The 25,559-nt window shown below is 41.1% G+C and carries 23 protein-coding genes and 1 pseudogene; 9 read left to right on the forward strand and 15 right to left on the reverse strand.

Annotation, left to right across the window (positions count from 1 at the left end):
• Nucleotides 1-9 precede the first annotated feature (9 nt).
• Complete coding sequence (locus tag GSF04_RS02630) at nucleotides 10-564, reverse strand: type 1 glutamine amidotransferase domain-containing protein (protein ID WP_039491278.1); 555 nt, start codon at nucleotides 562-564, stop codon at nucleotides 10-12.
• Nucleotides 565-743: 179 nt separating this feature from the next.
• Nucleotides 744-2,747, reverse strand: a complete 2,004-nt coding sequence (locus tag GSF04_RS02635) for an alpha-amylase family protein (RefSeq protein WP_211856451.1) — start codon at nucleotides 2,745-2,747, stop codon at nucleotides 744-746.
• A gap of 270 nt (nucleotides 2,748-3,017) precedes the next feature.
• On the opposite strand from GSF04_RS02635, the gene GSF04_RS02640 reads away from it, so the two are divergent.
• On the forward strand, nucleotides 3,018-3,977 hold the full coding sequence (locus tag GSF04_RS02640) for an MBL fold metallo-hydrolase (protein ID WP_211856453.1): 960 nt from the start codon (nucleotides 3,018-3,020) through the stop codon (nucleotides 3,975-3,977).
• A gap of 32 nt (nucleotides 3,978-4,009) precedes the next feature.
• Here the strand turns inward: GSF04_RS02640 and GSF04_RS02645 are convergent, their stop codons facing one another.
• The gene (locus GSF04_RS02645; RefSeq protein ID WP_249122320.1) at nucleotides 4,010-4,744 is read right to left on the reverse strand and encodes a transporter substrate-binding domain-containing protein; all 735 of its coding nucleotides are present in this window, start codon (nucleotides 4,742-4,744) and stop codon (nucleotides 4,010-4,012) included.
• Between the two features lie 297 nt (nucleotides 4,745-5,041).
• Here GSF04_RS02645 and GSF04_RS02650 point away from each other — a divergent pair, with 297 nt between their 5' ends.
• A complete protein-coding gene (locus GSF04_RS02650) occupies nucleotides 5,042-7,648 on the forward strand; it encodes an ExeM/NucH family extracellular endonuclease (RefSeq protein WP_211856455.1) in 2,607 nt (868 codons plus the stop codon).
• Nucleotides 7,649-7,713: 65 nt separating this feature from the next.
• On the opposite strand, the gene GSF04_RS02655 is transcribed toward GSF04_RS02650, so the two are convergent.
• Nucleotides 7,714-8,385, reverse strand: coding sequence for an SDR family oxidoreductase (locus tag GSF04_RS02655; protein ID WP_211856457.1), 672 nt, complete (start codon nucleotides 8,383-8,385; stop codon nucleotides 7,714-7,716).
• Between the two features lie 116 nt (nucleotides 8,386-8,501).
• On the reverse strand, nucleotides 8,502-9,002 hold the full coding sequence (locus tag GSF04_RS02660; RefSeq protein ID WP_211856459.1) for a GrpB family protein: 501 nt from the start codon (nucleotides 9,000-9,002) through the stop codon (nucleotides 8,502-8,504).
• A gap of 301 nt (nucleotides 9,003-9,303) precedes the next feature.
• Here GSF04_RS02660 and GSF04_RS02665 point away from each other — a divergent pair, with 301 nt between their 5' ends.
• Nucleotides 9,304-9,843: a hypothetical protein gene (locus GSF04_RS02665; protein WP_211856460.1), complete on the forward strand. Its 540-nt coding sequence runs from the start codon at nucleotides 9,304-9,306 to the stop codon at nucleotides 9,841-9,843.
• Between the two features lie 256 nt (nucleotides 9,844-10,099).
• Here the strand turns inward: GSF04_RS02665 and GSF04_RS02670 are convergent, their stop codons facing one another.
• Entirely contained in the window at nucleotides 10,100-10,774 is a 675-nt protein-coding gene (locus GSF04_RS02670; protein ID WP_102058476.1) for a helix-turn-helix domain-containing protein, read from the reverse strand.
• Nucleotides 10,775-10,847: 73 nt separating this feature from the next.
• Between GSF04_RS02670 and GSF04_RS02675 the strand changes: the two genes are divergently transcribed.
• The 3 genes from GSF04_RS02675 to GSF04_RS02685 are packed head-to-tail and all read left to right on the forward strand — an operon-like array spanning nucleotide 10,848 to nucleotide 12,163.
• Entirely contained in the window at nucleotides 10,848-11,213 is a 366-nt protein-coding gene (locus GSF04_RS02675) for an NIPSNAP family protein (protein ID WP_211856461.1), read from the forward strand.
• Nucleotides 11,201-11,518 (forward strand): antibiotic biosynthesis monooxygenase, encoded by a 318-nt coding sequence (locus tag GSF04_RS02680; RefSeq protein WP_211856462.1) that lies wholly within the window; start codon nucleotides 11,201-11,203, stop codon nucleotides 11,516-11,518. The genes GSF04_RS02675 and GSF04_RS02680 overlap by 13 nt, the downstream gene beginning before the upstream one ends.
• A gap of 15 nt (nucleotides 11,519-11,533) precedes the next feature.
• Nucleotides 11,534-12,163, forward strand: a complete 630-nt coding sequence (locus GSF04_RS02685; protein WP_211856463.1) for a LysE family translocator — start codon at nucleotides 11,534-11,536, stop codon at nucleotides 12,161-12,163.
• A 240-nt stretch (nucleotides 12,164-12,403) separates the two neighbouring features.
• Here the strand turns inward: GSF04_RS02685 and GSF04_RS02690 are convergent, their stop codons facing one another.
• From GSF04_RS02690 to GSF04_RS02705, 4 genes are all read right to left on the reverse strand, one after another.
• Nucleotides 12,404-12,868: a GNAT family N-acetyltransferase gene (locus tag GSF04_RS02690; RefSeq protein ID WP_211856464.1), complete on the reverse strand. Its 465-nt coding sequence runs from the start codon at nucleotides 12,866-12,868 to the stop codon at nucleotides 12,404-12,406.
• A 64-nt stretch (nucleotides 12,869-12,932) separates the two neighbouring features.
• Nucleotides 12,933-13,403 (reverse strand): energy transducer TonB, encoded by a 471-nt coding sequence (locus GSF04_RS02695; protein ID WP_211856465.1) that lies wholly within the window; start codon nucleotides 13,401-13,403, stop codon nucleotides 12,933-12,935.
• 148 nt (nucleotides 13,404-13,551) lie between these two features.
• The gene (locus GSF04_RS02700) at nucleotides 13,552-14,079 is read right to left on the reverse strand and encodes a GNAT family protein (RefSeq protein ID WP_211856466.1); all 528 of its coding nucleotides are present in this window, start codon (nucleotides 14,077-14,079) and stop codon (nucleotides 13,552-13,554) included.
• A gap of 83 nt (nucleotides 14,080-14,162) precedes the next feature.
• A complete protein-coding gene (locus tag GSF04_RS02705) occupies nucleotides 14,163-15,329 on the reverse strand; it encodes an MFS transporter (protein WP_211856467.1) in 1,167 nt (388 codons plus the stop codon).
• A 100-nt stretch (nucleotides 15,330-15,429) separates the two neighbouring features.
• On the opposite strand from GSF04_RS02705, the gene GSF04_RS02710 reads away from it, so the two are divergent.
• The 3 genes and pseudogenes from GSF04_RS02710 to GSF04_RS02720 form a co-directional block, all read left to right on the forward strand.
• Complete coding sequence (locus GSF04_RS02710) at nucleotides 15,430-16,317, forward strand: LysR family transcriptional regulator (RefSeq protein WP_211856468.1); 888 nt, start codon at nucleotides 15,430-15,432, stop codon at nucleotides 16,315-16,317.
• Between the two features lie 166 nt (nucleotides 16,318-16,483).
• Nucleotides 16,484-18,775, forward strand: coding sequence for an InlB B-repeat-containing protein (locus GSF04_RS02715; protein WP_211856469.1), 2,292 nt, complete (start codon nucleotides 16,484-16,486; stop codon nucleotides 18,773-18,775).
• A 548-nt stretch (nucleotides 18,776-19,323) separates the two neighbouring features.
• Nucleotides 19,324-19,542: pseudogene (locus tag GSF04_RS02720) on the forward strand (transposase domain-containing protein); the annotation flags it as partial.
• A 68-nt stretch (nucleotides 19,543-19,610) separates the two neighbouring features.
• On the opposite strand, the gene GSF04_RS02725 reads toward GSF04_RS02720, so the two are convergent.
• Genes GSF04_RS02725 through GSF04_RS02745 form a run of 5 tightly spaced genes read right to left on the reverse strand, consistent with a single transcriptional unit; the run spans nucleotide 19,611 to nucleotide 25,555 of the window.
• Complete coding sequence (locus GSF04_RS02725) at nucleotides 19,611-21,206, reverse strand: MBL fold metallo-hydrolase (RefSeq protein WP_039491305.1); 1,596 nt, start codon at nucleotides 21,204-21,206, stop codon at nucleotides 19,611-19,613.
• 27 nt (nucleotides 21,207-21,233) lie between these two features.
• Nucleotides 21,234-22,232 (reverse strand): MsnO8 family LLM class oxidoreductase, encoded by a 999-nt coding sequence (locus tag GSF04_RS02730; protein ID WP_039491307.1) that lies wholly within the window; start codon nucleotides 22,230-22,232, stop codon nucleotides 21,234-21,236.
• 46 nt (nucleotides 22,233-22,278) lie between these two features.
• Nucleotides 22,279-23,481, reverse strand: coding sequence for an ABC transporter permease (locus GSF04_RS02735; RefSeq protein ID WP_211856470.1), 1,203 nt, complete (start codon nucleotides 23,479-23,481; stop codon nucleotides 22,279-22,281).
• Between the two features lie 9 nt (nucleotides 23,482-23,490).
• Nucleotides 23,491-24,843 carry an ABC transporter permease gene (locus GSF04_RS02740; protein WP_211856471.1) on the reverse strand — a complete coding sequence of 451 codons (1,353 nt, stop codon included), beginning with the start codon at nucleotides 24,841-24,843 and terminating at the stop codon, nucleotides 23,491-23,493.
• On the reverse strand, nucleotides 24,836-25,555 hold the full coding sequence (locus GSF04_RS02745; RefSeq protein WP_039491314.1) for an ABC transporter ATP-binding protein: 720 nt from the start codon (nucleotides 25,553-25,555) through the stop codon (nucleotides 24,836-24,838). Before GSF04_RS02745 ends, GSF04_RS02740 begins: the two co-directional genes overlap by 8 nt.
• Nucleotides 25,556-25,559: the final 4 nt, after the last annotated feature.

The raw sequence follows: 25,559 nt of genomic DNA on the forward strand, positions 1-25,559 counted from the left end.
CTCTTTCGATTAATTGATAGTATCTTGTTGCAGAGCCTCAATTATTGCTTCATTAAAAGCATCAAGATCATTTGGATTGCGACTCGTGATCAAGTTGTCGTCTACTGCAACTTTTAGGTCAATCCAGTCTGCGCCTGCATTTTTAAGATCGGTTTTGATACTTGGGAAAGAGGTAAGCGTTTTGCCCTCAACCAACTGGGCTTCGATTAGCAGCCAAGGACCGTGGCATATCGCCGCGATTGGGCGCTTATTCCCAAACTGTGAAAAGGCTTGAATAAATTTAACCGCCGATTTTTCCTGCCTTAGCCTGTCGGGGTTGAACAACCCGCCAGGTAAAACGAGCCCTGCATATTTACTGGGTATGGCTTCATCCAAGGTTAAATCAACGGCGACTTTCTCACCCCAACGGTCTTCATCCCAAGCGGTAATCCCCCCCTTTTTTAATGAAATAATATCAACATTAAATCCAGCGCTTTCAAGCGCCTGCTTAGGTTTAATCAGCTCACTTTGTTCGAATCCGTCAGTGGCTAAGATCGCGACTGAAATATTGTCTGACTCCGTCATCATTCTCTCCTTCAATACGTTGCTGATGTAGAGGTAGATGCGAAGACTTATGCAGAATCAATACCACCACATAACATCATGAAATATATGAATATTAAAGATTAGTGTATTGGTTGGATGTAATTTTTACAGCACTGAGGAGTGTAAATCTGGACTAGGTTAGCCCTAGTCCATCTTTGTTATAATGACGAAATAGAGACTGAGTTTGTGCCAAACTCAAACACGTTCAACTTTCCGCATTGAGCAAAGTGATTATTGCTCGTATATGGCGTGTCTTGTTGGTTAATATCCCCTTCCCAACCTTGACCATTTTTAACGAATGCTTTTACTTCAAACCAACCGTTGAATGTTTTGCTACAGTCCATTTCTACTTCCAGCAACCAGTAATGTGCTCCCCATTGATTGAGTGACATGACGCCAAAACCATCGCTGTCGTAACGTTTTTCCGCGCCCCAGTTAGCAGGCCAAATATTGGTTGTCCAATCCAGCGGACTCCCTTGGGCATCACTAGACTGCCCAGTTTCAGCCGCTAGCCAATCCAATCTGGTATCAGCCACTTTCCAAGCCGAAGTTGTCATGTTTCGCATGTTCAAATGCTTGATAGGTAAAGAGCAAAGAGCAGGATCGGCGCCGCAATCAATCCCGCGCTGCAATGCTGCGACATGATCAAGACCACCTCGAACGAACATATCCTGACCAGATTGAGTTTCCGCTTTAATAAAGACTAATGTGCGTTGCCAATCACCGGTCTCTGGTGGCGTTGCCAGTTTACTTTGATGATGAATGGCTACGGCATCCATAGCAGCTAAATTAATTTGTGCGTAACCGTTGGTATCAACTTCGATGCTTCTACCCGCGCAGTTTTCTTGGCCGATACCTCCGCTTAGCACATCACAATAGATTCCGGCAGAGAGCCCTGTTTGCAGGCTTTGACCCATACTAGAAGATTCTCGGTTAATGGCGACAAAGCCTAAATCACCTCGAGAAAATGCAATTTGGTTATTACCATTATCCCACCAATTTGCCACAGTCCAATTGCCATTAGTATGATTTCTAAACTGCATTGCACCTGCAATCATTGGGCGACGATGCTCACACTGCCATAATTGACTGGAACAATTGAGGTTACCACTTTGATGAACAGGCACCGAAGGGCCACCAGTATCAGCGTCGCCATTAAATTCATAACTAGACATCACTTTAGGATAACCATAAGGATATGCCAGCATAAATACATTCGCTAAATCATACAGTTTACCATCATGAAAGGTAACGATAGAGCCTGCACCACCGTGCCCGCGTTGGTTGTCATGGTTGTCTGTAAATACCACGGCTTTATAACTTGGCATCATACCCCAAGCTTCGCCAAAGCTTTTTAACCAAGCCAATTTGCCTTGCTTAAATGTCTCGCTCAGTTTAATGCTGTATTTAAACTCGGTGACTAAACCATTTTGATGATATTCAGAAGCAGAAACCGCCTCGCCTCCTTGATCAATCACCTCTTGGAAAACGACCGCTGGTCGATTTAGCTTGGCTAACACATCGCCAATATCACTTGCGGGCATGTGCTTGCTTGCATCCAACCTAAACCCTGCCACGCCCAGAGACTGTAAATCGTTCAAAAAGCCCGCGAGGGTATTTTGTACGTAGCTCGCATCGGTGTCTAAATCATGAAGCCCTACAAGTTCGCAGTGCTGTACTCGCCATGCATTATTACCGTAGTCTTCAGGGTTTATTGCACAGGTTTCATGAAAATCTTGTGGACTATAGATAGGATATTGTTTGTTGCCAAAAGTGTTACCCGCAACTCCAGTCCCGCTGCCATGAGCCATGTGGTTTATAACGGCATCAACATAGATATCTACTCCGGCAGATTTACACCTCGCGACCATATCGGCAAATTCGGCTCGACTGCCACTACGACTCGCAATCTCATAACTGACTGGCTGATAACGAGTCCACCATTGATCCCCTGTAATATGCTCATTGGGTGGCGATACTTGCACAGCCGCGTAGCCATTTGGCCCCAAAAACGTTTCACACTCCATAGCAACGTCAGCCCAAGACCATTCAAATAAATGAACGAATGTTGTTGGGTCGCCGTCAGCGGCATATGCAGGTGTAACGCAACTGGATGCTAACAACACTCCCGCTGCAATTTGGTTTAGTTTTATATTTTTCATTATTGCGCCTCTTATTCACACAAGATTAACAATATAGAATTCCTAGCTAAACAATCTATTGAATACGTATGCATAAGCTCATTGCTGATTGACTGTTGAACGATGATTTGAGGCTTTAAAAAGCGAGTTTAATAAGGTGACACGCTTGCTTACACTTTAAGCAGCGTAAGCGCTTGAACTCATTTTGGAGAAAATGTTAGTTTCAATTGGGCCATTGAAGTGAGCAGCTTCAAGTACTGATATAAATAATAACAATAATATGGATAAATGATGCTAAATCGAATTAAATCAGGGCTCATGATTGTTGGGTTCTTCTGTGCTCACGTCAATGCACAATCTCAATCACTTGAGTTAGAAGCCGTTTCAGTCTCAAAGAATGTCTATAGCGTAATCTCTCCTTTTTATGGCAGACCAACAGTTGAGAATAAAGGGTGGAATTCAAACAGTCATTTTATTGTTACAACTCAAGGTGTATTAGTGTTCGATACTGGTTCATCCGAGCACATTGGTAACGCTATTATCGCAGCAGTTAAACGTGTAACTGAACAGCCAATTCGCTGGGTAGTCAACTCTCATAGCCATGCCGATCATTGGCTTGGCAATGCCGCTTTTGCAAAGCTCGGTGCAGAGCTTATCTCCACCTCTTTGTCCGCTGAGACGATGAAAAGCGATGGGTCGGTTGATGTTAAAGCGTTTTTTAATATGACTAAAGGCGCAACTGGTGAGAGCACACTCGCCATCCCTACCTCAACCATTTTACATCAACAAGCCCGTACTTTTGGTGATACTGAAGTTGAATTTGTGCTCGCCAACGATGGTCATTCGCCAGGTGATGTTATGCTTTGGCTACCCAAACAACGCATTCTAATTGGAGGTGACGTAGTGAACTCCAACTTTATGCCCATCATGACACCTAGAGGTAACATTACCCAGCTCATTTCAGTACTCAAAGAAGTGAAGCAACTAAGCCCTCTCCTCGTACTAACCGGGCACGGGGAAAATACCTCGGTGAAATCAGTTTCTAGAGATATTCAATTTTTAACTTTTGCCTGGAATGCAGTACATGAAGCGCTAGCAAAAGGTACAACGCCAGCAAAGATACAAGAATCATTACAAGTTACATTGCGTAAAAAGTTCGGCAAAGCGTATCAAGATTTTGATACCAGCATTTCGTACCTATTGGAAATGATGATAGATAAACAGCAGCTTCAGTTTGCCCCAATTACATAAATAATATAACAGAAGCGAGTATGCTCGGTTATTCACTCATCTAATTGATACTTTTTAAGTGTTGCCTGATAAATACCATTCGTCTTAAGTTGTATCAAACCCTTATTGAACAATTCAATAATTGCTATTGCATTCGGATGAGATTTGCTAACGCCAATATGAAGCGGCCATTGTGCTATGGTCGGTTGATGTACTTTGAAGCTGTGAAATTCAGCGTGTTGAGATTGTAAATACGCAAAAGCAAGCTCGTCGCTAACTACAGCATCTACTCGCGCTTTATTGAGAAGCGACAAACAGGAAGTCAGGTTTGTGAGCTTTTCTAGGCGAATTTGTGGGATCTGAGCGAGTGCAATTTCAGAACGAAAGCCCCGAATAGCACATACACTTAGCCCTTTAAGATCGTCCAACTCTTTAAAATGAATGGTTGGCTCTGTACGTGAAATAAGTACCAGCCGATTACTGTAATAAGCTTTGCTAAAAATAAAGCGTTCATCGCGACTTTCAGAACGCCATAAAGCGGGGATCATATCGACCTGCCCTTTCTCAACCATTCGCATGGCACGACTGAATGGCATAATGAGCATTTCAAAATCTTGATTCTCGGCCTTAAATGCCGCGCGAACTAAATCAACAGTAAAACCGGAATGTTCGTTAATGACGTAGGGAGGCCAAACATTATGCGCTCCCACTATGGCATCATTTGCCGATGATGTGCATGACAGGGCAATAAACAGAAGGCATGACTGTTTTACACTCTTTATCGCCATGTTTACGCACTCCCGCCTTCATTTTCAAATTAAGTTGACTGGCAACTTTGCTACAAATATTTGCTCCGATCCTAATTGAGTATAGCGCAACCGTTGCATCTCGAAATATACACATAATTGCTCACAGGCAACGTTTGAATATGGCATAAAATTCAACGACTTTTGTCCTTCAACACACAATTTAGTGTAAACCAATGTAAACAAACAGTGAAGTTTAATTGAATTGTCATCAATAGCGCTTAAAATACTGCGTCCGAATAAAAATTCGGATAATTCTAATACACGGGAAAATAAAAAATGATTAAAAAATCTATCCTAGCTTCAGCTATTGCATTAGCTTGCCTAAATGCACAAGCAGAGGTGATTATCTCTGAGTATGTTGAAGGTAGCAGTTATAACAAAGCCATTGAGCTCTACAATGGTAGTGACGAAGCTGTCGATCTAACTGGTTACTCTGTCAATTTCTTCTTTAATGGCGCAACAGAAGCTCGCACTAACATAGAACTAAGTGGTGAACTTGCGGCTAAATCAACTTATGTCATTGCTCATGCAGACTCCGCAGCAGAGATCATCGCAAAGGCACAGTTAACAAACACAAGTAGCTGGTTTAATGGTGATGACGCCGTTACGCTTACGCTCAATGGTGCAGTTGTTGATAGCCTAGGTCAGGTGGGTGTCGACCCAGGTAGTGAATGGATTGATGGCGATATTAGAACAAAAGATAAAACGCTTGTCAGAGATCCTGCAATAACAACCGGCCGAACTGATGCAACTTCTGCATTTATTGGCGCTGGACAATGGCTTGCACTTGCTAAAGACGATTTTAGCAACCTAGGTATCCACATTAATGGCGGTGACGTACCTGAGCCAGAGCCTGTTATCTGTGGCGAAAATAACACCTTGATCAGTGCCATTCAGGGCGCAGGCGATGCAAGCCCATTAGCTGGAGAAACGGTTGAAGTTCAAGCTGTTGTCACTGCAAGCCTACAATCAGATGCGGGGCTTGGCGGCTTCTTCATTCAAGAAGAAAGCACTGACTATGATGCTGATAGTAATACGTCCGAAGGTATTTTTGTCGTATATACTGCAACACCAGTAAGCACAGGCGATGTGGTTAAATTACGTGGTAAAGTTGAAGAGAAGTATGGTCAAACTCAACTTATTAACGTCGACGCAATTGAGTTATGTGGTTCTGCAACGGCTTCAGCGACTACCGTTACTTTACCTGCAGAGAACGGTCTTGAAGCCTACGAAGGCATGTTGGTTTCGATTTCAAATGAGTTGGTCGTTAACGATACATACGGACTTGCGCGCTACGGCGAAGTACGCTTAGGTACCGAACGTTTATACCAGAGCACTCAAGTAGCAACTCCAGGTGATGCAGCTAACCAGCTAGAAGCTGAGAACAAGCGCAAAGAAATTTTACTGGATGATGGTTCATCAGTACAAAACCCTGACGTTATTCCTTACCCATCACCTACACTAGATGCCTATAACACCTTACGACTGGGCGATTCTGTGACAGGCCTTGAGGGTGTAATGGGATATGGTTATAGCCAATACCGTATTCACCCAACGACAACACCAAACTTTGTTCATACTAATCTACGTACAGAAGCACCTCAGGTAGAAGTGCGTGGAGATTTACGTATTGCTAGCTTCAACGTATTAAACTACTTCAATGGTGATGGTCAAGGTGCAGGTTTCCCAACGTCACGAGGAGCTGACAACCTAGAAGAGTTTGAACGCCAAAAAGCAAAAACGGTTGCTGCAATTTCGGCGCTCGATGCCGATATTATTGGTCTGCTAGAAGTAGAAAATGATGGCTTTGGTGAGTTTAGTGCGATTGCCGATCTCGTTAACGCTTTAAATGCGACAGACTCTGCTAATACTTACGCATTTGTAAACCTAAATGTTGATCAAGTGGGTGGGGACGCAATTACATCCGGCATCATTTATCGTAGTAATAAAGTAGCTGAAGTAGGCACGCCAGCATTTACCGAAACAGTACCATTTGACTATGGTAACCGTCCTCCTGTCGTACAAACTTTCAAAGAGGCAAGCGGCGACGAAGTCTTCACGGTAGTAATGGCTCATTTACGCTCTAAAGGCAGTTGCTCAAAAGCTGAGGGCTTAGATCAAGACCAAAATGATGGTCAAGGTTGTTGGAACCAAACTCGAGTCACTGCGGTTAATACCCTAGCGACTTGGCTTGGCACAAATCCGACAGGAATTGCGGAAGATGATGTGATTATTCTGGGTGACATGAACGCGTACGCTCAGGAAGATCCAATCAACACCTATGTCGAGAATGGTTATGCCAACATCAAGCAAACGCTTCATGGCAATAGCTTAGATTATTCATACGTGTATCAAGGACGTATCGGTAGCCTAGATCACGCCTTTGCTTCAAACACGATGATGGAGAAAGTAAAGTCAGTAACGGATTGGCATATCAATGCTGACGAACCCGTTGCGCTAGATTACAACACTGAGTACAAGTCAGATACTCACAAAGCAAGTCTTTACGCAACACACGCTTATCGCGCATCGGATCATGACCCTGTGGTTATCGACCTTAACCTTGCTAAAGAGCCGACGATTATTGAAGGCGAGTTTACAGGCCTTGCAGGTTGGTTCTGGTGGCAACATCGCTCAATCGAGCTACCAGCGGGCTTTGATAAACTAGAAGTATCAATCACAGGTCAAGGCGAAGCAGACCTATATGTACGCCATAAGAAAATGCCAAACTTCTTCAAGTACGACTGTCGTCCATACCTTTGGGGGAGTGAAGAAAGCTGTGTATTTGACGAACCTGCAGAAGGTAAATGGAATTTCCGCCTACGCGGCCTATTCCCTTACTACAATGTAACTATCAAATATAAAGCGACAAAAGCGAATTAATTGCTGCTTTAATGTAAAACCCAAGAGCCAAGGCTCTTGGGTTTTCTTGGCATTGTAGGTCACCCCTAAACGAGCATAGCTCCACCATCACTCACTATCGTTGAGCCCGTTATATAACTGTCATTCATCAAAAACAAATATGAATTGGAAATTTGAGAATCACTTCCAAGACCTAGAGGAATTTTTTCCTCCAACTCTTTCAATGTTTTAAATCCTGGTGAAACGGTATTGACCCGAATAGGAGCAAGCTCAATTGCCAAAGCCTTCCCAAGTGACTCAACTGCACCACTTATCGTACTTAATGTTGAGTACCCATTATAAGGCCGCTTACCTAATGTTCCCGACGAAAACACAATACTCCCGCCATCGTTAATATATTGGTGAGCCAATTTAGCAAAGCTATACTGCCCCCAAAACTTAGTATCGAAAGCATGACGAACCTCTTTGAGATCGAGTTCTAAAAATGGAGAAACAATGAGTGGAGACTTAACAGTAAAAATTAGATGATCAATTTTTCCTATTTTCTCAAGTAGGTTTTTAATCTCACTTTCAACTGTGATATCAACCGAATAACAAGTACAACTTTCAAGATATGGCTGACTTCTAATGCTAGCTTGTTTGTCAAATGCAGATCTCGAGGCTATTAATACCTCACCGCCATCTTCACTTACGCGTTTTGCCAATGCGAGGCCAATACCTGTACTCCCACCAACAATTAATATCTTTTTTCCTTTCATTCCTTTTCTTCAACTCCTCTAACGTAAAAATCACAGCAGAGCCAAGCCTCACCTATTTAATACTCGACTACTGCTTTACGTTATATTGGGCTAAGAACCAAAAAATCAACATTAAATTAACAACCCAACACCCGTTTAATAAACGGCCATTTTTGTTGAGTATATTGCTCACGGTCATCTTTGTATTCTTCTACTAATGCCTGCTTTAACGCGCAATACTCAGCTCTTGAAACAGATGATGCTCTTAATTTTTCCCTAAAAGAAATACGCTCTTGCCAAAGTAGGCTGTTGAAAGGAACAAGATGTAAGTGATGGGTTCTAAACTCAGGCGTTGGTTTGCAAAACCAGTGCATTACGTCAGCTTTATAGGGGTAATAACAATAACCGTGTTGAGTGAGCACTTGGATGGCTTCTTTTGACGCTATTAGCGACTTAACCCCCACCATAATATCTATCACAGGCTTAGCAACCATACCAACCACCGCTGTACTACCCACATGCTCAATACCACCTTCAATCCAAGGGCATAGCAAAGGCGCTAACCTTAGCTTTTCATCTTGGAACATCCGTGGCCAATCTTGATTATATTTAGAAAGTGAAATAGCTTGGTCTGCCATTGGAAGGAGGATCCCATAGTTGCGTCAGGTTCGGTTTGGAACAGTATACAGCTAAAGCAAAGCTATAATCTTCACTACCACTTAAACGCCGCGATAAATGCACTATTGAAGTACGGGCTAACACTGACATCCACCATAATTTGTATTTATGTTATGGTGGGTGTCTGCTATTTGTTCTAAAAATCATGGTTGTTTGTGTATTTCTTGTAGTTGTAATGTTTGCTTTTTTTGGGTTTAATGCTCGCGATTAGAATTTGATAGGTGCTTGTAATGCCGCACCTTTATGTAGTGAGAAGTAAATATGTTTAAAACTATGGTTGTTGTTTGTTCTCTTTTTCTGTCTGGTTGCGCGCAATTGGCATATGATGCTAAAAAGCCTTTGCCTGAAGGACATGGCTTAGCTTTAGCCCGTTTTAGTACCTCTGGCGATATTGGTAATGCTCAATTCATTACCCGAAATACACAAAAAATGCTAGACAACTACAGCTTCGTTCTAAAAGACACCCGGGAAAAGTTGATTGTTCTACCACTACCAGTGGGGACGCACGAAATTGACCAGGTGTTATATATGCAAGGATCCAAATTAGTTGATCCCAACTTAAACTGCCTTGGCACTTTTGATATAGCAGAAAATAGCCTCACCTATATCGGGGATATCCATTTTCATGTGAATGACTACGATAACTATATTTTATTTTCATCGCATCCTTGGAGAGTGATGGTTAAAAAGAACTTCGAGCAAGCGCTTGAGGAGATAAAAACACGGCATCCGGAAATTGATACCAAATTTGCCATCAAAAGCGACCTGGTTGGCCCATTTTCATGTAAGCAAGATGAATAATACTAGGCTAACACTTACACCCACCATAATTTGCATTTATGTTATGGTGGATGTCTGCTGTTTGCACTATTTGTACATACCTAGCGGTCGTTCAGCCAACTCATTCCTGCCCTAAAGCTTGTTAACGTAGTAACTTTAAAAGAGCCTCTGAGCAACGCATTGGCTCTATTTATTACCTTTAGCGAGTTGGCATTAAGACCGCCTTTAAGCGAGGAGTTAACATTGAACGGCATACATCAACAATATGTATTAACACTTAAATACCATACCTTTTCGTAAAGGCACTAAGTCCTTGAGGAGTAAACTGAATTACCCTTGAATCCAAATCTTGTGTTGCCCAGTTGCGATTCATAGCATCGTCTAGTACCCACTTACCTAAACTGCCAGCCAGATGGCTTCTTCTTTCGCTCCAATCTAAACATGCCTTACATATTGGTCTGCTTCGGTTTTTAAAAGAGCTGAAATCAACGCCTATGCTGCTAAAAAACTTTTGCCCTGTTTTCGTCAATATAATCTCAGTAGAGTTTTCAATTAGCCAACCTTTGTCCACCAAAGCATCGAACAGCTTTACGCCTAACTCTCCTGCTAGGTGGTCATAGCAAATACGGGATTTTCTCAATCTCTCGTTTCTAGGCCCAGTTGATATCTTTGGACTTGATACAGATACGCTAATATTAAGCATTTGCTCAATAAGTTCAGCGACTTGGATATTTCTTAGCTGAAAATACTTATGGCGGCCTTGCTTCCTGACGACTAAAAGCTCGCCTTCAACTAATTTCATTAAATGGCTGCTCGCTGTTTGAGGGGTAATATCTGCTTCAAGTGATAGCTCTGTTGCCGTTAGCGCTTTACCACTCATCAAGGCTGTAAGCATTTTAGAACGAGCTGTATCTCCGATTAAATTTCCAATATAGGCAATATTAGGTTCCACTCTTTTTCCTTCACAGTTCGATCGCCATCGAAGTATCAAAATTTAATGACGAGTAGACTGCCAAAAAACGAAAATGGAGACAACCACTTTGAAAATTACCTGTTTTATTGAATACCAGCTTGATCCCTTCAAATTGGATATGTTTGAACGATACGCTGAAAACTGGAGCAAAATCATTCCCGTATGTGGAGGAGAGTTATTAGGGTATTTTTTACCTCATGAGGGTTCAAATAATATAGCTTACGGCTTAATCAGTTTTGATTCTTTGGCTGATTATGAACGCTATAGAAGCAAGTTACGCCTGTCAGAACTTGGTAAAAGCAACTTTCGCTTTGCCCAAAGGGAAAAGTTTATTGTTAATGAGAAACGTACGTTTTTGCAGGTTGTACCCTCAACTTACAAGCGAGATCTTGAAGGAGAAAATACATGCTCACAGTGATTTTTGAAGTAACTCCAAAAGAGCAGGGAAAAGCGATCTATTTTGAAATGGCGCAGGCGTTGAAAAGTACACTCAACGAGGTTGATGGCTTTATCTCTATTGAGCGTTTTCAAAGCCTCTCTAACCAAGATAGATTTTTATCCTTATCATTTTGGCAAAACGAAACAGCGCTAATGCAATGGAAAGAGCATTTTGAACACCAAATCGCTCAGAAAAAAGGAAAGGAAGAGCTTTTTAGCCACTTCAGAATAAGAGTTGGCAATGTTATTCGCGATTACGGCAGTGAAAACCAAGTAACTAAGTAATTGTCAGGAATTAAAATGAATATAGAACAATACGTTACGTATACTGTAATAATTACGGTACTTTTGGTGTCACCTGGACCATCTGTGTTACTTTCTATAAACAATGGATTGAACCATGGAAAGAAGCTAGCAGCGCTTGGCGTTTTAGGTAATGTCGCTGCATTTCAGCTCTTGTTGATTATAAGTGCGACAGGTCTGGGAGCAGTCATTCTAACATTTAGTGAACTATTAACTTTTATAAAAGTAATTGGTGCTGGTTATCTATGTTATTTAGGCATTAAAGTATATCGTTCGCCAGTGTCTCAGCTTGATACTGACGGCTCTCAGTCCTCTTTACACCATCAACCATGGCTGATTTTTAAGCAAGCATTTTGGGTTACATCTTTGAATCCAAAAGCATTAATTTTTGTATCGGCATTACTACCTCAATTTATTAATCCAACCGTTTTATTGATGCCTCAAGTTGTGATGCTGTGCATTATCAGTGCATTGATCCATTTCACAATTTATTTTGGTTATGCAGCACTTGCTGAGAAGGTAAAGCTGCTAGTAGGCGAAAAAGGCCGAGGCCGATTCAATAAAGTGAGTGGCGTAACATTTTTAATATTTGGTATAGTTTTAGGACTATCTAGTTCCATTACTTAAATGTCTGTTAGCCTTTCTAAAATAACTAAAAGGATAACATTATACCAACTAATTGAACTTACAGCATGGATCCGACATTCGGCTCTAAATTGTTTCTGTCCGAACACAAGTTGGGCGAACGTCCATTATAGCAGTTGGATTTAAGGCGATAAGTTGCTGATGAACGGTCTAGTTTTGCACATATGAGACAGTCGGATTTTATTACGCCTTATACCTGAGCTTAAAATCTAGCTTGTTTAACTAAACTACTGTTTTGCTCATCACTACCACATCAACGCCTCGGTAATTGACGTTTTCGAGCGGTTGCCAGCCGAGTTTTCGGTAGAGTCCACCTTCTGGGTGTTCCGTTTGTAAATATAACGTTTTGACACCGAATTTAATGGCTAACCGCTCCGCTTCTGTCACTAAGCGTGACGCCAACTGCTTTCCACGATAGGGCTTGTCCACATATACACCACCAATCCAGTGCTCTTTATCTGTGTAGATACTCATTTCATGAAATTTAAGCTGCACGACTCCTGCGACTGTATCGCCATCAAGCGCAACGATTACACAAGGAATGGCTGACTCGTTAAGATAGTCTAAAAGCTTTTGCTCAAAACGCTCTACAGAAGCCTCTTCAACAATGCTCCCCCACTCGTCAAAGTACCATTTTGCAATGATTGGTATCAGCGCTTTGTGCTGCGCTAAAAGTTCAAATTCCATTTTAATTGCCTCAAATCATAAAAGCGCGGATACGTTCGCGCGCTATGCAGTAAAACTGCTACACTTAACGCCCCGGAATGGAGGTGAATTCACAGTTTCGCTTTGCTTCATCCAAATTTTTTTGCCCTTGAATTACAAAATAATCAAGCTTCGCATCGATTAATATAGCCTGACGCGCAGGGTTGTTGTCATCGGGGATCCAACGCCACTTTTTAATAGCCTGAAGTGCGCTGATATCAAAAACGCCCTCGGGATAACTGCTGGTGATTTTATAGCTTCCCACTCTCCCATCAGGGGTTATACCCAACATCAAAGAAACACATCCCGATATCCCACCTTTGGCCGCCTCTATTGGATATATGGGTTCTATCCGGCGTTTTTGAATCCAATAACCATCCGCTTGAGTTTTGATGGGTAAATGTCGCATATCTACATAGCGAATATGTTTTAGCTCTTCAGCTGTTAACGGCACAGAAGTGTTACTAGTTTGACATCCAGAGAGTAGCAGCAACGCCAGAACGGTTATTCTTTTCATGTCACATTTAATCCTTTAAAATCAAGCACTGTAATTAGTTCCCTTTTATAGGTCAAGCTTCATAAACTCAAGTTAATTTCTATTTTACTGGAAGTTTAGAGCTAACTCATTGTTTTAAAATCACCTTAAATTATTTCCTTATCTAGATCTAGCAACTCAGGTTATTTAATTGATAGATATAGATATCGTGCTTTTCACCGCCTATATCCAAAAAGGCTTTTAAACGAGTTTTGCGTTTCATCCCTAACTTCAGCATCAACCGCTGCGATTGTTGATTGTCTACAGCGCATATGGCCTGAATTGTATCTACAGAGAAACTTTGAAAAGCCTCCTTTATCAGTGATGCTGCGGCTTCTTCCCCATAACCCTTACCAATTTCGGCCTCAGCTAATCGGAAGCCAATCTCACCGACCCGTTTTCCTGCATCGACATATTTAAAAACGAGTTCACCAATAAGTTGAGCTTGTGGCTTTTTAACGATCGCAAGGATCAAACGCTCATCGACCCCACCTTTCCAAGGTTGGCAAGCTTGAATTAGCCTCTCTTTTGCCGATTCGAACGTGGCAGGCGCACCGATATATTTTGACGTATTTGGGTTTTTCCGATGGCTGTAAACCGCATCTAAGTCGTCCATTGTCATTCGCCTTATGGATAAACGTTCTGTTTCAAACTGCATTGTTATTTTTCCCTACCCTAAGATCACATACATAGCCAACAGTCTCATAGATAAATGCTATGTAGCAGAAACCCTGCATTCTATTACTCTTTACAAATCGGCATAAGGACAGTGCGTAAATGCCGCCAGGTTATAAACAGTAACAGCGCACAACCAAAAACGAGTGCCGCGAGTGACTCAACGCCACTCAGTAGCCATCGGTTGACTAACCAAGCCACGCAAGAAAAAAATAACAGCTCAACCGCGCCGACTAGCGCATTAGCTGTTCCTGCTTTCTCTGGATGTAAAACGCCAATAAGGTGCATGTAACTTGGAAAATAAGCGCCAAATACAAACATAATCGCAGCATAAGCAAGCAAAACAGCAAACGCACTACCACTTGCAAATAGCAGCAATAACACGCTGACAACGAGCGCCGGCCAAGTCCAAATCACGATATCTAAATAAGTGCGCTTGCGCTGCAATACCTTAGTTAATACTGACCCTATGAGTAAACCAAACATGGGGATCATCATCGCCTGACCTATTGCGTTAGCTTCCAAGCCAAACTGCCGTGCCAATAAAAACGGCAGATACAGTTGAATGGTGAGATACAAAAAAGTAGGCAACCACTTGAGCGACGCAAGGGAAATAAACGAGCGGTTTAACAATAGACTTTGATATTCATTAAAGAGCGCTTTTGGCCTCAGCGACATAGTAATTTTACTGCTCTGCTGCATAGTTTTATAGCCATAAACCAGTATCAAAATATAATAAGCAAACGCAAACCATGACATCCCCTGCCACCCTACCCAGCCAGATAACACCCCAGCCAAGAATGGACTACAAATCGCAGTAACACTCACCGACATTGATAGCGTCGCCATCGCGCTTTTAAGTTCACTACCTGATAATCTAGCAGCAAGAAGCGTTCTACCAATTAACACCGGCGACGCAGCACCAATGCCTTGCAACACTCGACCGATAAAAAATACCTCGGCGCTAGATGCAATCGAACAAAAAACTGTGCCTAACAGTAAAATACCCAGCCCACTAAAAAATAAAGGTCTATCACCAAACTTATCTCGTAGCGGCCCAACCAGCAGTTGCGCAGCTCCTAGTGTAGTAAAATAGCTAATTACTGCTGCTTGTCCTTGACTAGGTGTAAGCTGTAAGGAATCCGTGATATTAGGTAAAACAGGAATGTAAATTTGGCTTGCGATTTGAGAGCAAGACATCAGCAAAACAGCTAAAAACACAACTTGAAACACGTCAACCCCCTTGAATTTACTGAGGATGATTTTATCGAGCTTTTAATATCCAAAAAACAAGGTAATAATAAAAACACTTATTCTTGCTAGGAAATAATTAATGGATTGGCTAACCGGAGTGCGGAGTTTTAGCAAAGTTGTAGAGTTTGGCAGTTTTACTCGTGCCGCAGATGAAGAGGGGGTTTCAGCATCTGCAGTGAGCAAGCGAATTGATTGGTTAGAACAACAGCTTGGCTTAACGCTATTTATTCGTACCACTCGCCAAGTCAATCTCACTGAGGCTGGGGAGCACTTTTTACCGAAGGCTTCTCTATGGCTAGCGCAGTTTGAATGTTTAACTGATCACGGACAAGCACTGAATCAAGCGCCATCTGGTAGCTTAAAAATCGCTTCAACACTCGCGGTAGGCAGCACCATTTTAATGCCAAATATCGCCTCATTTTTAGCCAAATATCCCAAATTAAAAATTCACCTTAATGTCATCGCCCCTGGCGCACACCCAGATCTTACTCACGATTTAGTGATCACACGCTACTATGAAGCTTTTGACTCAGCCTCTCATAAAGGCAGTCGACTCATTGATTATCAAATGCAGATCTTTGGTGCTCCTCACTATCTCAAACAACATGAGCCTATCAAATCCCTTAATGATCTGCGCCAACATAAAATGTTGTTAAGCAGTTATTACCACAAACTAGGCGGGATTATTTTAGAAAATGGCGATGTCTTCCAGTTTGACAACTATAACTTCGTTTCTGATCAACTCGACGCTATGTTGACAGCAGCAGTACAAGGTTTGGGACTGGTATTTATTGCGCCTAGCTATGTGAAAAGGGAACTTGATCAAGGTTTACTCATACCTGTATTACCTGAAATAAAATCCGAAACAAAACAATTATGGGCGTATTATCCCAAAACAAACTACACCCCCTATAAAACCCAGCTTTTTATCGAACATCTAAAAAATCACCTTAACTCAACAGAGTAGGGAAAACTGGCTTACACATTTGTTCACAATTTAAGTACAAAAAATCCTCTAAAGATTTAGAGCCATATGGTAATTTAGGGTGTTTACTCAATTTTGTAGTACTAATCAGTACTAACCGAGTATTTCGCTAAATAGTGCTATACGCAATAACTTTAAAGGACTAACAATGAGTTTTAATCTCTTTAAGAAAACCACACTGGCAACGCTAGTCTCTGGGCTAGCAGCAATGAATGCACAAGCAAGCCAATCACTTAGTTTAGATACCATCACTAACCCAAAAATAGATTGTGATACAAAAATTGAATTACTAATGGCAAATGCTGAAAATGGCAAAAGTGACAATTTATTGCCCGCCGAGTCTATGTTGGATGTACTCAATACCCACTGCTTCCAAGAACAAAAAACGACAACTGAAACCGAACGAAATCCACCAGAGTTAAGATCAATCCAGTTGAGCTCCAACTCAGTTAATGTCAACGACGGTGACAAAACCGTTGATATAACACTAAGGTTTTATGATGAAAGCGGTGTAAAAGCCGCACGCGTTTATTTATCACCACCAACAGGCTTCAGCTGGGGTGGCAATAAATCTGCAGCCGCTGTTAATTGGCAAAAAACGGACGAGCCGGGAGTTTACGAAAGTAAGGTCAGTTTCACTTTCACTGATGCCGACCTAAATGGTAAATGGTTTTTAACCCTAGGCCATATACTTGACGTAAACAACGCTGTTCGCTTTTGGCTGCGCGAGAGTGAAATTGAAGCTGCGGGCTTTAACCCACATATCATCGTCGCGAATGATAAAGTCTCTGAGGGCGTTAACCCTGAAATAAAATCAATTACGATTTCAGACACTGAAGTTGATGTAAATACAGGCGATAAAACGGTTAATATAGCCATAGAAGCTTATGACCACTCAACGATGTCTAAAGGTGTAATAAGGGTTTCACCACCTAGCCAGTATAAATCACTTGCGATAAAACAGGCTGAGTCATCTGATTGGCAAGAAACGGATGTCGAAGGAGTTTATCGTTCGAATTACTCTTTTACCTTTACTGATAAAGATCTACCAGGTGAGTGGTTTGTTGCCTCTGCGATGCTCACAGATAGCAATGGAAATATGGGGGCTTACAATCGAGGCCACTTTAATCAACTCGGTCTACCTTCCGTTATTACGGTTAAAAATCAAACTGAACTAGATATTGTGCCGCCAAGCATCAACAATATCGCTTTTTCATCAAATCAATTGACCTCAACGAATGGTGAGCAAAACGTTACTTTAACCGTCACGGCGTCAGATATTTCTGGTATGGCCAAAGGCTACTACTCTCTCAGAGCACCAGAAGGCTCCGAGGCAAAAGATAAACTCTTCACCATAGAACAGTGGCAACAGGGCAGTGATCAGAATACGTTTGTTGGCACTACAAGCCTAAATTTCAGCACAGATGACTTGCAAAAAGGTCAAGGTGTTTGGCAGTTAGATGCCAACATTCAAATAGATTCTGCTGGCATTTATAGCCAAGGTGCGAAAGCCCGAGAATTAACAACGTTAGGCGCCACGCCTTATATCTTTGTTGACGAAGAACAGATCAGTAAAATCTCAGTGAAAGATATAACGGGAGCAAAACAGGTAAAAACAGGAGCCAGCAATCGAGTTACGCTGGAAATAACTGAAAACACATTGTCCAGTTTACCGCGCCTATTTGATCTTTACCTCGATGCTGACGCCGCAATCAAATTGGATTTCCATTCTATAGATCAAGGATATACAGTTAACTGCATCGACCAGAGTAACAGTCGCTTATGTAGTTTTTCTGGCGCGTCTGATATTAAGTCAGTCCAAGTTTCGTTTACTGTAACGCCTAGCGAAGCTGGCGTGTTTACACCCAGTGTTCGCTTTTCATCAGAAGCCCCTGAATTAGACTACACAGACAACAAAGTCGCATTTCAGGTAACAGGCTATGAACCACAACAATTTAGTGTCGTGTTTAAGAACTGGGATGGAAGCGTGCTTTCTACTCAAACTATTGAAGAAAGTAGTGCTGCAACGGCTCCTCAAGTTCCGCCCCGGGAAGGTTATACATTTACAGGCTGGAATACCGACTTTAATGATGTCAATCAAGATCTTACCATTACGGCACAATTTGAGATTAACAAGTATCAAGTGAAGTTTGTGGATTGGAATGACACCGTCATCAAAGCAGCAGAAGTTGCTCATGGACAAGCAGCAACGCCGCCCACTGAGCCAAAACGAGATGGTTATACATTTACCGGTTGGGATCTAGCTTTTGACCAAGTCACCAGTGAGCTGGTTGTAAAAGCACAGTACAAAGCGAGCTCAACTCCAACGACGACCGATAAGGAAGATAAAGGCAGTTCAGGTGGTGCGTTCGGCTACTTGTTTATTCTACTAAGTAGCGTCATGGTTGCAATTAGACGCAGAACATTACGCTCGCGCTAACTGGAAATACCTTAAGGGAAGAGTAGACTCAACCAAGTAGCCGATTGAGTCTATTCTATTTAGCTATAGCAGTGTGATTACCAAGGGATACTGACGGTATAAGTACCAAGCGATTTTGACGTAATCACACTATCAATGTTACCTTCATTCTACAAAGCGGCCGTTCATCCAACCATTTCTGGCCCATTTTAATTTAACGTAATTACTCAATAGCAGATCGTAGTATAGAAATCACAGTACATTTCCTTATGACTGATAGCTATGGAGTGGTGTTTGAAAGCTCACCAACTTTTTTTCGTTTCTTTGTTTGTAGTGGCATGGAAGCTTTGCTTTACGAGCTTGTTGAGTTCGTGAACGCTAGAGTTGCCCCAAACACTACAAGTCCGACACCGCAGGTTTGATTAACTCTGTTTCCAACTCTTTGAAAAACAGATAATACTTTTTCAGAAGTGACAAGAAATGCGATCAAACAGAACCACAAGATATGTAATACAGAAATGTATAGCCCATAAATCAACGCAAAGTATGAACTATTATCATTGTTCGGTGTCCACTACACCCTAAGACAATGGCCGAAACTCATCCGCTACCTCGATGACGGACACCTAAAAATAGACAACAACCGAGCAGAGAGTAGCGCAATCCTCTATAGTGTAATCGAAACAGCCAGAGCAAACGGCCTAACGCCATTCGACTATGTGATGCATTGCTTAAACGCCTTGGCTCAACCACAGTGCGATATCGACAGTTTACTGCCCTGGAATGTTAATCTCCAGGAGTGGTTCGCTGCACGATTACCTTCTAAACACCACCAGAGCTTAAAAATAAAGCCCCTCTATTCTATAAACTCAGAGTATTTACCTTCTAATAATTCTATAGAGACCCCTCTGTCTCTACAGTAATTAAGCATCATATTTGTTTGAATCAATTGCTCTGAGTTTTCTGTGTATTCAAGACCCATAAAATATCGAAACCAAGGTTCGATGCCTAACGCATAAATAAACATTTGATTCGGTTTAAATATGTCTAACATCACTCTAACTTTGTCAAAATCAGAGCCATTTAAACGCCTTGACTCTTTGATTTCTTTGCTAACCGTAGAAGTTGTTAACGCACCATAGCACCAAGTGTAAGGTGCACCTACACACTCCATCCCTATAGCTAGCACATCTATATTGCCAACATATTCTTTAATTTGCCTGTAAAGCGCAGATTCTAAATTAACCGAATCAGCTCCAACAAAAATAGACTTCCCAGCTATTTCTACGAACCAAGCCGATTTACTTCGAATATTTAAATCCCCATGTTCACCCAAAAATGGTAGTGCAATAATACGCCCGCCTACAAGCTCTATTTCTTCCATATCTTCAACGGCTACAACATTAAAATTTAAATTTTGTAGAATTAGTTTTAGTGACGGATCAGCTAAAGAGCCTCCGTTATTAGTTGGGACTATAACTTTACCGATCTTATGACGTAGCTGTAAAAGCGTTTCAAACTGTACATGATCAGAATGATTATGAGTGATCAAAACATAATCTATATAATCTGGGAGTTCGCTAAAGCTGACCACATCGTTATGGTTGCTCTGTATTCTCGACGGAATAATCGGATCGACTAGCACACTCACATCAGGCGACTCAATAAGAAGGCCAGCATGTCCCGTATATGTAAATTTAACCCCACTTGCCACTTTTTGGTGACGTTTACTAGGGGCCTCTTCCGTAAATAATTCTTCAACAGACAAACCACCTTTTAGTAATCTATCTTCGAATAAAGTTCTAATTTTCTCTTCAGTTAAAGGCGTTGTACGTGCTGAAAACACATCATCCCAAATATCGGAATCAAATGAAGCTTGCACTAATAGATTATTACTTTGTGGCAATATAGGAGTATTAAATATGAATGGGCGTTTATAATCTTCATTTAGCAACCCAAACGAAATTGATTGCAAGTCTTTACGATAATATGGCCCCTTATAAAGCAACCCCTCAATTAGTCTAAAGGAGGGCTGATGATACAAATCCATATTTAGCTCAACATAGCCTTTTAAAGGTTCCGGAATTTGTTCATACAACGCTTCAATACATAGCCCAGTATTGTGCTGCATAAGCATACTGTTCAGTTTATCAACAGCATTCGCTATCTCTTGCAGAAACGGTAATTGTTCATCCAGATTAGCCAATAATTGTTTGACTTCCTCAACTTGCTCAAGGCTACAATCAACGAACTCTCCACCAACTAACTCGCTATTTTGGCTAGCCATAATATGTATTTCGCTATTATTGACAAACGAGTTCATTAGTCTTTTATGTGTTTTACTCGCGTACATTGCAAATGTAACAGGGGGTAGCAAATAAGGCCAAGCATACCAACTATTTACCAGAGGATTGATAAAAACATTTTCCTTTAAATAATATTGTTTAGTCATGTGTTTATACTCTATGCTCCAATGAATTTATTGCTTTTCTTTATTATGCTTTTGCATGATTTTATGGATTGCTTGGTATGAAAATAGTTGTTCTATTTCTTTTTCAACCAGTGTTAATACAACTAACTCATCACATTGGGTTTGCGTCAATAAGGCTTTTAGTTTTGGTTCCACGGTATCAGGGCTACCTATTAGCGAAGAATTCAAAATATGCGTTAGCATATGATTCTGAGATTCGCTGAAGTCATATAGTTTGGCTTCTTCCAGTGTAGGAAAACTTCCTTCATAACCGTCAGTTCTGCTTCGAATAAAAAAATTAATGGCCGGTAAAGCCAACTCCTGCGCTATATCGTCACTCTCAGCAACGATAGCGTTGACAGCCAAAGAAACTCTAGGTTTATCGAAAAGCTTAGATGGGACAAAATTCGAACGATAATACTCTATCGCTTCCTGACAGTGAGTAGGGTTAACAAACATAGCGTAGGCCAATGGTAATCCATTTTGAGCTGCGTATTTAACTGCACCTCCCATACTTCCACATAATATGCAGTAACTGTCAAAAGAGTCTGGTACTGGAACTGCACTTAAAGAGTTCATGTCACTCAAATATGAAATAATTTCATCACTTTTTCTATCAAGCTCTTCGGGGGTGAAAGTTTCACCACCTAACTCTTTAGTGACATCAGGCATTGCGCCTGGGGTACGTCCGATACCAAAATCAAATCGACCATTACCTATCGCATTTAACAACGCAATATTTTCGGCTACTTTTAAAGGTGAGTAATGCCCAATCAGGATACCAGCAACCCCAACTCTAATTTTATTAGTTTGCGCCAATATATTCGCAGCTAATATCTCTGGAGATGCACAACCAAAAGCTTTCATAGAGTGTTGTTCTGTTACCCAATATGCATCATAGCCAATTTCCTCTGCATAGCGGGCGCATGCTATGCTCCTTCTTACTGCATCAACACCGCTTTGTGTGCCAAAAACAGGGGTTTGATCAAGAATTGTAAGTTTAGTCATATTATATACCCACGAAAAAACAGCCCTACTTAGGGCTGTAAATTTTTTATATCAACAATTCAGATGGCTGACGTTTAACTGTTTTTCTAACAGAAATAGTCACGGCTATCGCGTTAAGTAAACATATAACGACAGCTACAACCAACGCATAAACCAAATCAGCTGCTACTAAACCATTAAATTCTCTAAACATTGAAGAAATAACTACCGTAAAGAGCAAACCAAATAGAATACCTACGACAGTAATCACCATATTTTCAGTTATAAATTCCCATATAATACGGCTCACTTTCGCGCCTAATGCCCTTCTTGTTGCGATTTGTCCCTTGCGAGTAGAGACTATAAAATTAATCAATCCTATAAGGCCGCAAAATGTAATGATTAATAATAAGGCACTTATCGTCATATACATGAGAAATGTACCCACTCTTTCAAAGAAAACTTGCCACTTTACGTCAGCAAGTGAATCAGGCCTACCACCAGTTCTCCCTACTATTTGGGCGTAATGGTCACTTATTGCATTCTTTACAGAGCCAGCGGTTCCTGGTTCTACCCGTATTATGTAACTTTGCGCATTTTCTCTATGCCAAACAACTTTAGGCTGTAAAATGCTGCGATAAGGCATCCCTTTAGCCGCCAAGAATTGACTACTAATAAAATTACTGTAAATCCCAATAACCTCAACTGGACTTGAATCCTCAGCTAGCCATATAGTTTTGCCTATTGCATCGCTGTCAGAAAACAACTCTTCAGCCATAGCTTCACTCAACATAACCACATTAGGTTGCTCTGAACCATCGCTATACTTGACGTCAATACTATTGAAGTTTCGCCCTTCTATTAATTTTAGGCCTAAGACATTAAGACCATTGCTGTCGACATTAAAGATATGCGTTTGCAAACTAGTCTTATTTTCGCCTTCACTATCATAAATAGTATTTGGCCATCCGGCTGCGATAGGGGTTAAGTTGATCGGAGTAACGCCTTTTACACCTTTAATTTTACTCAGCTCATCAAGATCCTCTGTTAATAAGCTTTGAAAGTTGGCACCTGGTTGATAAGTTTTCGCACTAATAGTGATTAATTCTTCTGGGACTATTCCCTCTGCTAGAGACCACTCTTTGTATACTTTTAACCCCAAAAAGAAAGAGTTGCTAACAACACTCATGGATAAAGTAACTTGCAAAATAATCACTAGTGCAAAGAACTTATGGAATTTTATCATTGTGAGAATGTGTTTTAAGTTCATCTTGTTATCCTATTCCATCGTAAGGTTACGACTAACCTTTACCTGACAGACTCTTAAAATCGGGGTAATACTCACTAGAATTGAACTAATGATTGCAATGAAAATTCCAGTTCCAACCATGACAGCATCTAGCTTAAACAACAAATCTAAATCCGCGATGTCAGCATAAAAACCTACACTGTGAAACATTTTGAGCTTCATAAGGTGAAGGGATCCAAAACTTATAAATATACCTAATACACCACCAATAAACCCTACTACCGCAACTTCGCTAATATATTGGCCAATCAGTACTTTTCGCTTCGCACCTAATGCACGTCTAATGCAAACTTCTCTAGTTTTGCTCATAAAATTAGCCAACATAATACCTACAGCGCTAAATATGCACGCGGCCATAAACATGCTGCCAATAATGAAATAGAACTGGTAATCAACATTCTTGTTATGTACATAGGCCATCACCTCATCGAGGCTTGTCAACAGATGACCACCTTCTCGCGGAAAACGACCTGAAGCACGCTGTCCATCTACATAATCATCTAGGACATTTCTAAATTCAGCTAAATCGTCTTTGCTGTCTAATAACGACCAAACTGTAATCCAGCCACACTCTGAAGCCAAAAGCTCCTCAGTGCCACTCGATTGATAACGCATGCTAGTGTTATCCCAACATTCAAAGCGTGCATTACGTGATAAATTTGCATCTAAAGCATATCGGTACGGTAGGTACGCATCATCAGAGAGGCCTTTCATGAAAGTACGATCATAAAATCGATATCTCACATGCCACTCATCAATTACACCAACGATAGTTACGGCTTTATCATCTAAACGAATTTGCTTACCAACACTATTTTCACCGTTAAACAATAAATCGTTTCTCGCCTTTGTTATAACTACAACTGGCGCACCACTTATTTCTTGCTCTTGGCTCCAAGCAGAGCCATATAAAAATGGAATATCCATTATTGAAAAAAAAGCTCTATTAGTTACAAATGAAAAGCCTCTATATGGCATTACATTTTTATTCTCGACATTTACGAGCTGGTCGGTAAGCCAGCCAAATGTTATTTGAGATTTTGGGTAATCAATTTGACTGACATTAACCGTGTCAATGTAAGTCATATCAATCATCTTGTTAAAATTATCTACAGGTTCGCTTGCCAGATTCCTGCTATCTAGTTGAACTAAAAATAGTCGATCAGATTTATGTGGTAAGTCTGTTTGGCTTCCTTGATAGACCATTGTGATTGCTGCAGTAAATATACCAATACCAATAGCGATAGCCATTACCATTAAAAGATTTAATACAGGGCGACGGCGAATCGAAAGCCACGCCATTTTCATATTATATTTAAGCATATGACGCTTCCTGCTCTTTTAGAAGTTCTGTCTCAGTATCGCATTGTTTAACAACGCCATCCGTCACTTGAATTTGTCGCTGAGTTTTTGATGCTAATTCATCATCATGCGTTACCATAACAATGGTATTGCCCATTTCATTGATTTGATACAGTAAGTCCATAACTGATGCAGCCATTTCGCTATCTAGATTACCTGTTGGTTCATCCGCCAAAATGAGTGAAGGCTTGCCAGCTAAAGCTCTAGCGATAGCGACACGTTGACGTTGACCACCCGACAATTGATCTGGCCGATGCTCTTTACGGCCCCAAAGTCCAACTAAACGCAAAGACTCTTCAACACGTTGTTTACGTTCCTGACTTGTCATGCCACGATATATAAGAGGTACTTCTATATTGTCATAAAGTGACAATTCAGCGATCAAATTAAAGTTTTGAAAAATAAAACCGATTTTTTCGTTTCTAAGTTCTGAAGCCTGATCATCATTCAGACTACTAGCTTCAACACCATCAAGTTTATAACTACCAGATTCATAATCTTCTAACAAACCTATTATATTTAATAGCGTTGATTTACCTGAACCAGATGGTCCCTTGATCGACACGAACTCACCTTTATTTATTGTTAAATCAACGTCTCTGAGTGCATTAGTCGCTACGGTCCCAGTCTTAAATACTTTGCGAATTTTTTTTATTTCTATTAAGTGTTCCATATTT

The sequence above is a fragment of the Pseudoalteromonas sp. A22 genome, from assembly GCF_018141345.1.
Taxonomy (GTDB): Bacteria; Pseudomonadota; Gammaproteobacteria; order Enterobacterales; family Alteromonadaceae; genus Pseudoalteromonas; species Pseudoalteromonas maricaloris.

Coding starts and splice junctions, on each gene's coding strand:
- GSF04_RS02745 (WP_039491314.1), bottom strand. CDS start 25,555: ATGGAACACTTAATAGAAATAAAAAAAATTCGCAAAGTATTTAAGACT.
- GSF04_RS02680 (WP_211856462.1), top strand. CDS start 11,201: ATGCTCACAGTGATTTTTGAAGTAACTCCAAAAGAGCAGGGAAAAGCG.
- GSF04_RS02735 (WP_211856470.1), bottom strand. CDS start 23,481: ATGAACTTAAAACACATTCTCACAATGATAAAATTCCATAAGTTCTTT.
- GSF04_RS02730 (WP_039491307.1), bottom strand. CDS start 22,232: ATGACTAAACTTACAATTCTTGATCAAACCCCTGTTTTTGGCACACAA.
- GSF04_RS02635 (WP_211856451.1), bottom strand. CDS start 2,747: ATGAAAAATATAAAACTAAACCAAATTGCAGCGGGAGTGTTGTTAGCA.
- GSF04_RS02675 (WP_211856461.1), top strand. CDS start 10,848: ATGGAGACAACCACTTTGAAAATTACCTGTTTTATTGAATACCAGCTT.
- GSF04_RS02655 (WP_211856457.1), bottom strand. CDS start 8,385: ATGAAAGGAAAAAAGATATTAATTGTTGGTGGGAGTACAGGTATTGGC.
- GSF04_RS02685 (WP_211856463.1), top strand. CDS start 11,534: ATGAATATAGAACAATACGTTACGTATACTGTAATAATTACGGTACTT.
- GSF04_RS02630 (WP_039491278.1), bottom strand. CDS start 564: ATGACGGAGTCAGACAATATTTCAGTCGCGATCTTAGCCACTGACGGA.
- GSF04_RS02660 (WP_211856459.1), bottom strand. CDS start 9,002: ATGGCAGACCAAGCTATTTCACTTTCTAAATATAATCAAGATTGGCCA.
- GSF04_RS02740 (WP_211856471.1), bottom strand. CDS start 24,843: ATGCTTAAATATAATATGAAAATGGCGTGGCTTTCGATTCGCCGTCGC.
- GSF04_RS02715 (WP_211856469.1), top strand. CDS start 16,484: ATGAGTTTTAATCTCTTTAAGAAAACCACACTGGCAACGCTAGTCTCT.
- GSF04_RS02690 (WP_211856464.1), bottom strand. CDS start 12,868: ATGGAATTTGAACTTTTAGCGCAGCACAAAGCGCTGATACCAATCATT.
- GSF04_RS02725 (WP_039491305.1), bottom strand. CDS start 21,206: ATGACTAAACAATATTATTTAAAGGAAAATGTTTTTATCAATCCTCTG.
- GSF04_RS02700 (WP_211856466.1), bottom strand. CDS start 14,079: ATGCAGTTTGAAACAGAACGTTTATCCATAAGGCGAATGACAATGGAC.
- GSF04_RS02665 (WP_211856460.1), top strand. CDS start 9,304: ATGTTTAAAACTATGGTTGTTGTTTGTTCTCTTTTTCTGTCTGGTTGC.
- GSF04_RS02640 (WP_211856453.1), top strand. CDS start 3,018: ATGCTAAATCGAATTAAATCAGGGCTCATGATTGTTGGGTTCTTCTGT.
- GSF04_RS02645 (WP_249122320.1), bottom strand. CDS start 4,744: ATGGCGATAAAGAGTGTAAAACAGTCATGCCTTCTGTTTATTGCCCTG.
- GSF04_RS02695 (WP_211856465.1), bottom strand. CDS start 13,403: ATGAAAAGAATAACCGTTCTGGCGTTGCTGCTACTCTCTGGATGTCAA.
- GSF04_RS02650 (WP_211856455.1), top strand. CDS start 5,042: ATGATTAAAAAATCTATCCTAGCTTCAGCTATTGCATTAGCTTGCCTA.
- GSF04_RS02710 (WP_211856468.1), top strand. CDS start 15,430: ATGGATTGGCTAACCGGAGTGCGGAGTTTTAGCAAAGTTGTAGAGTTT.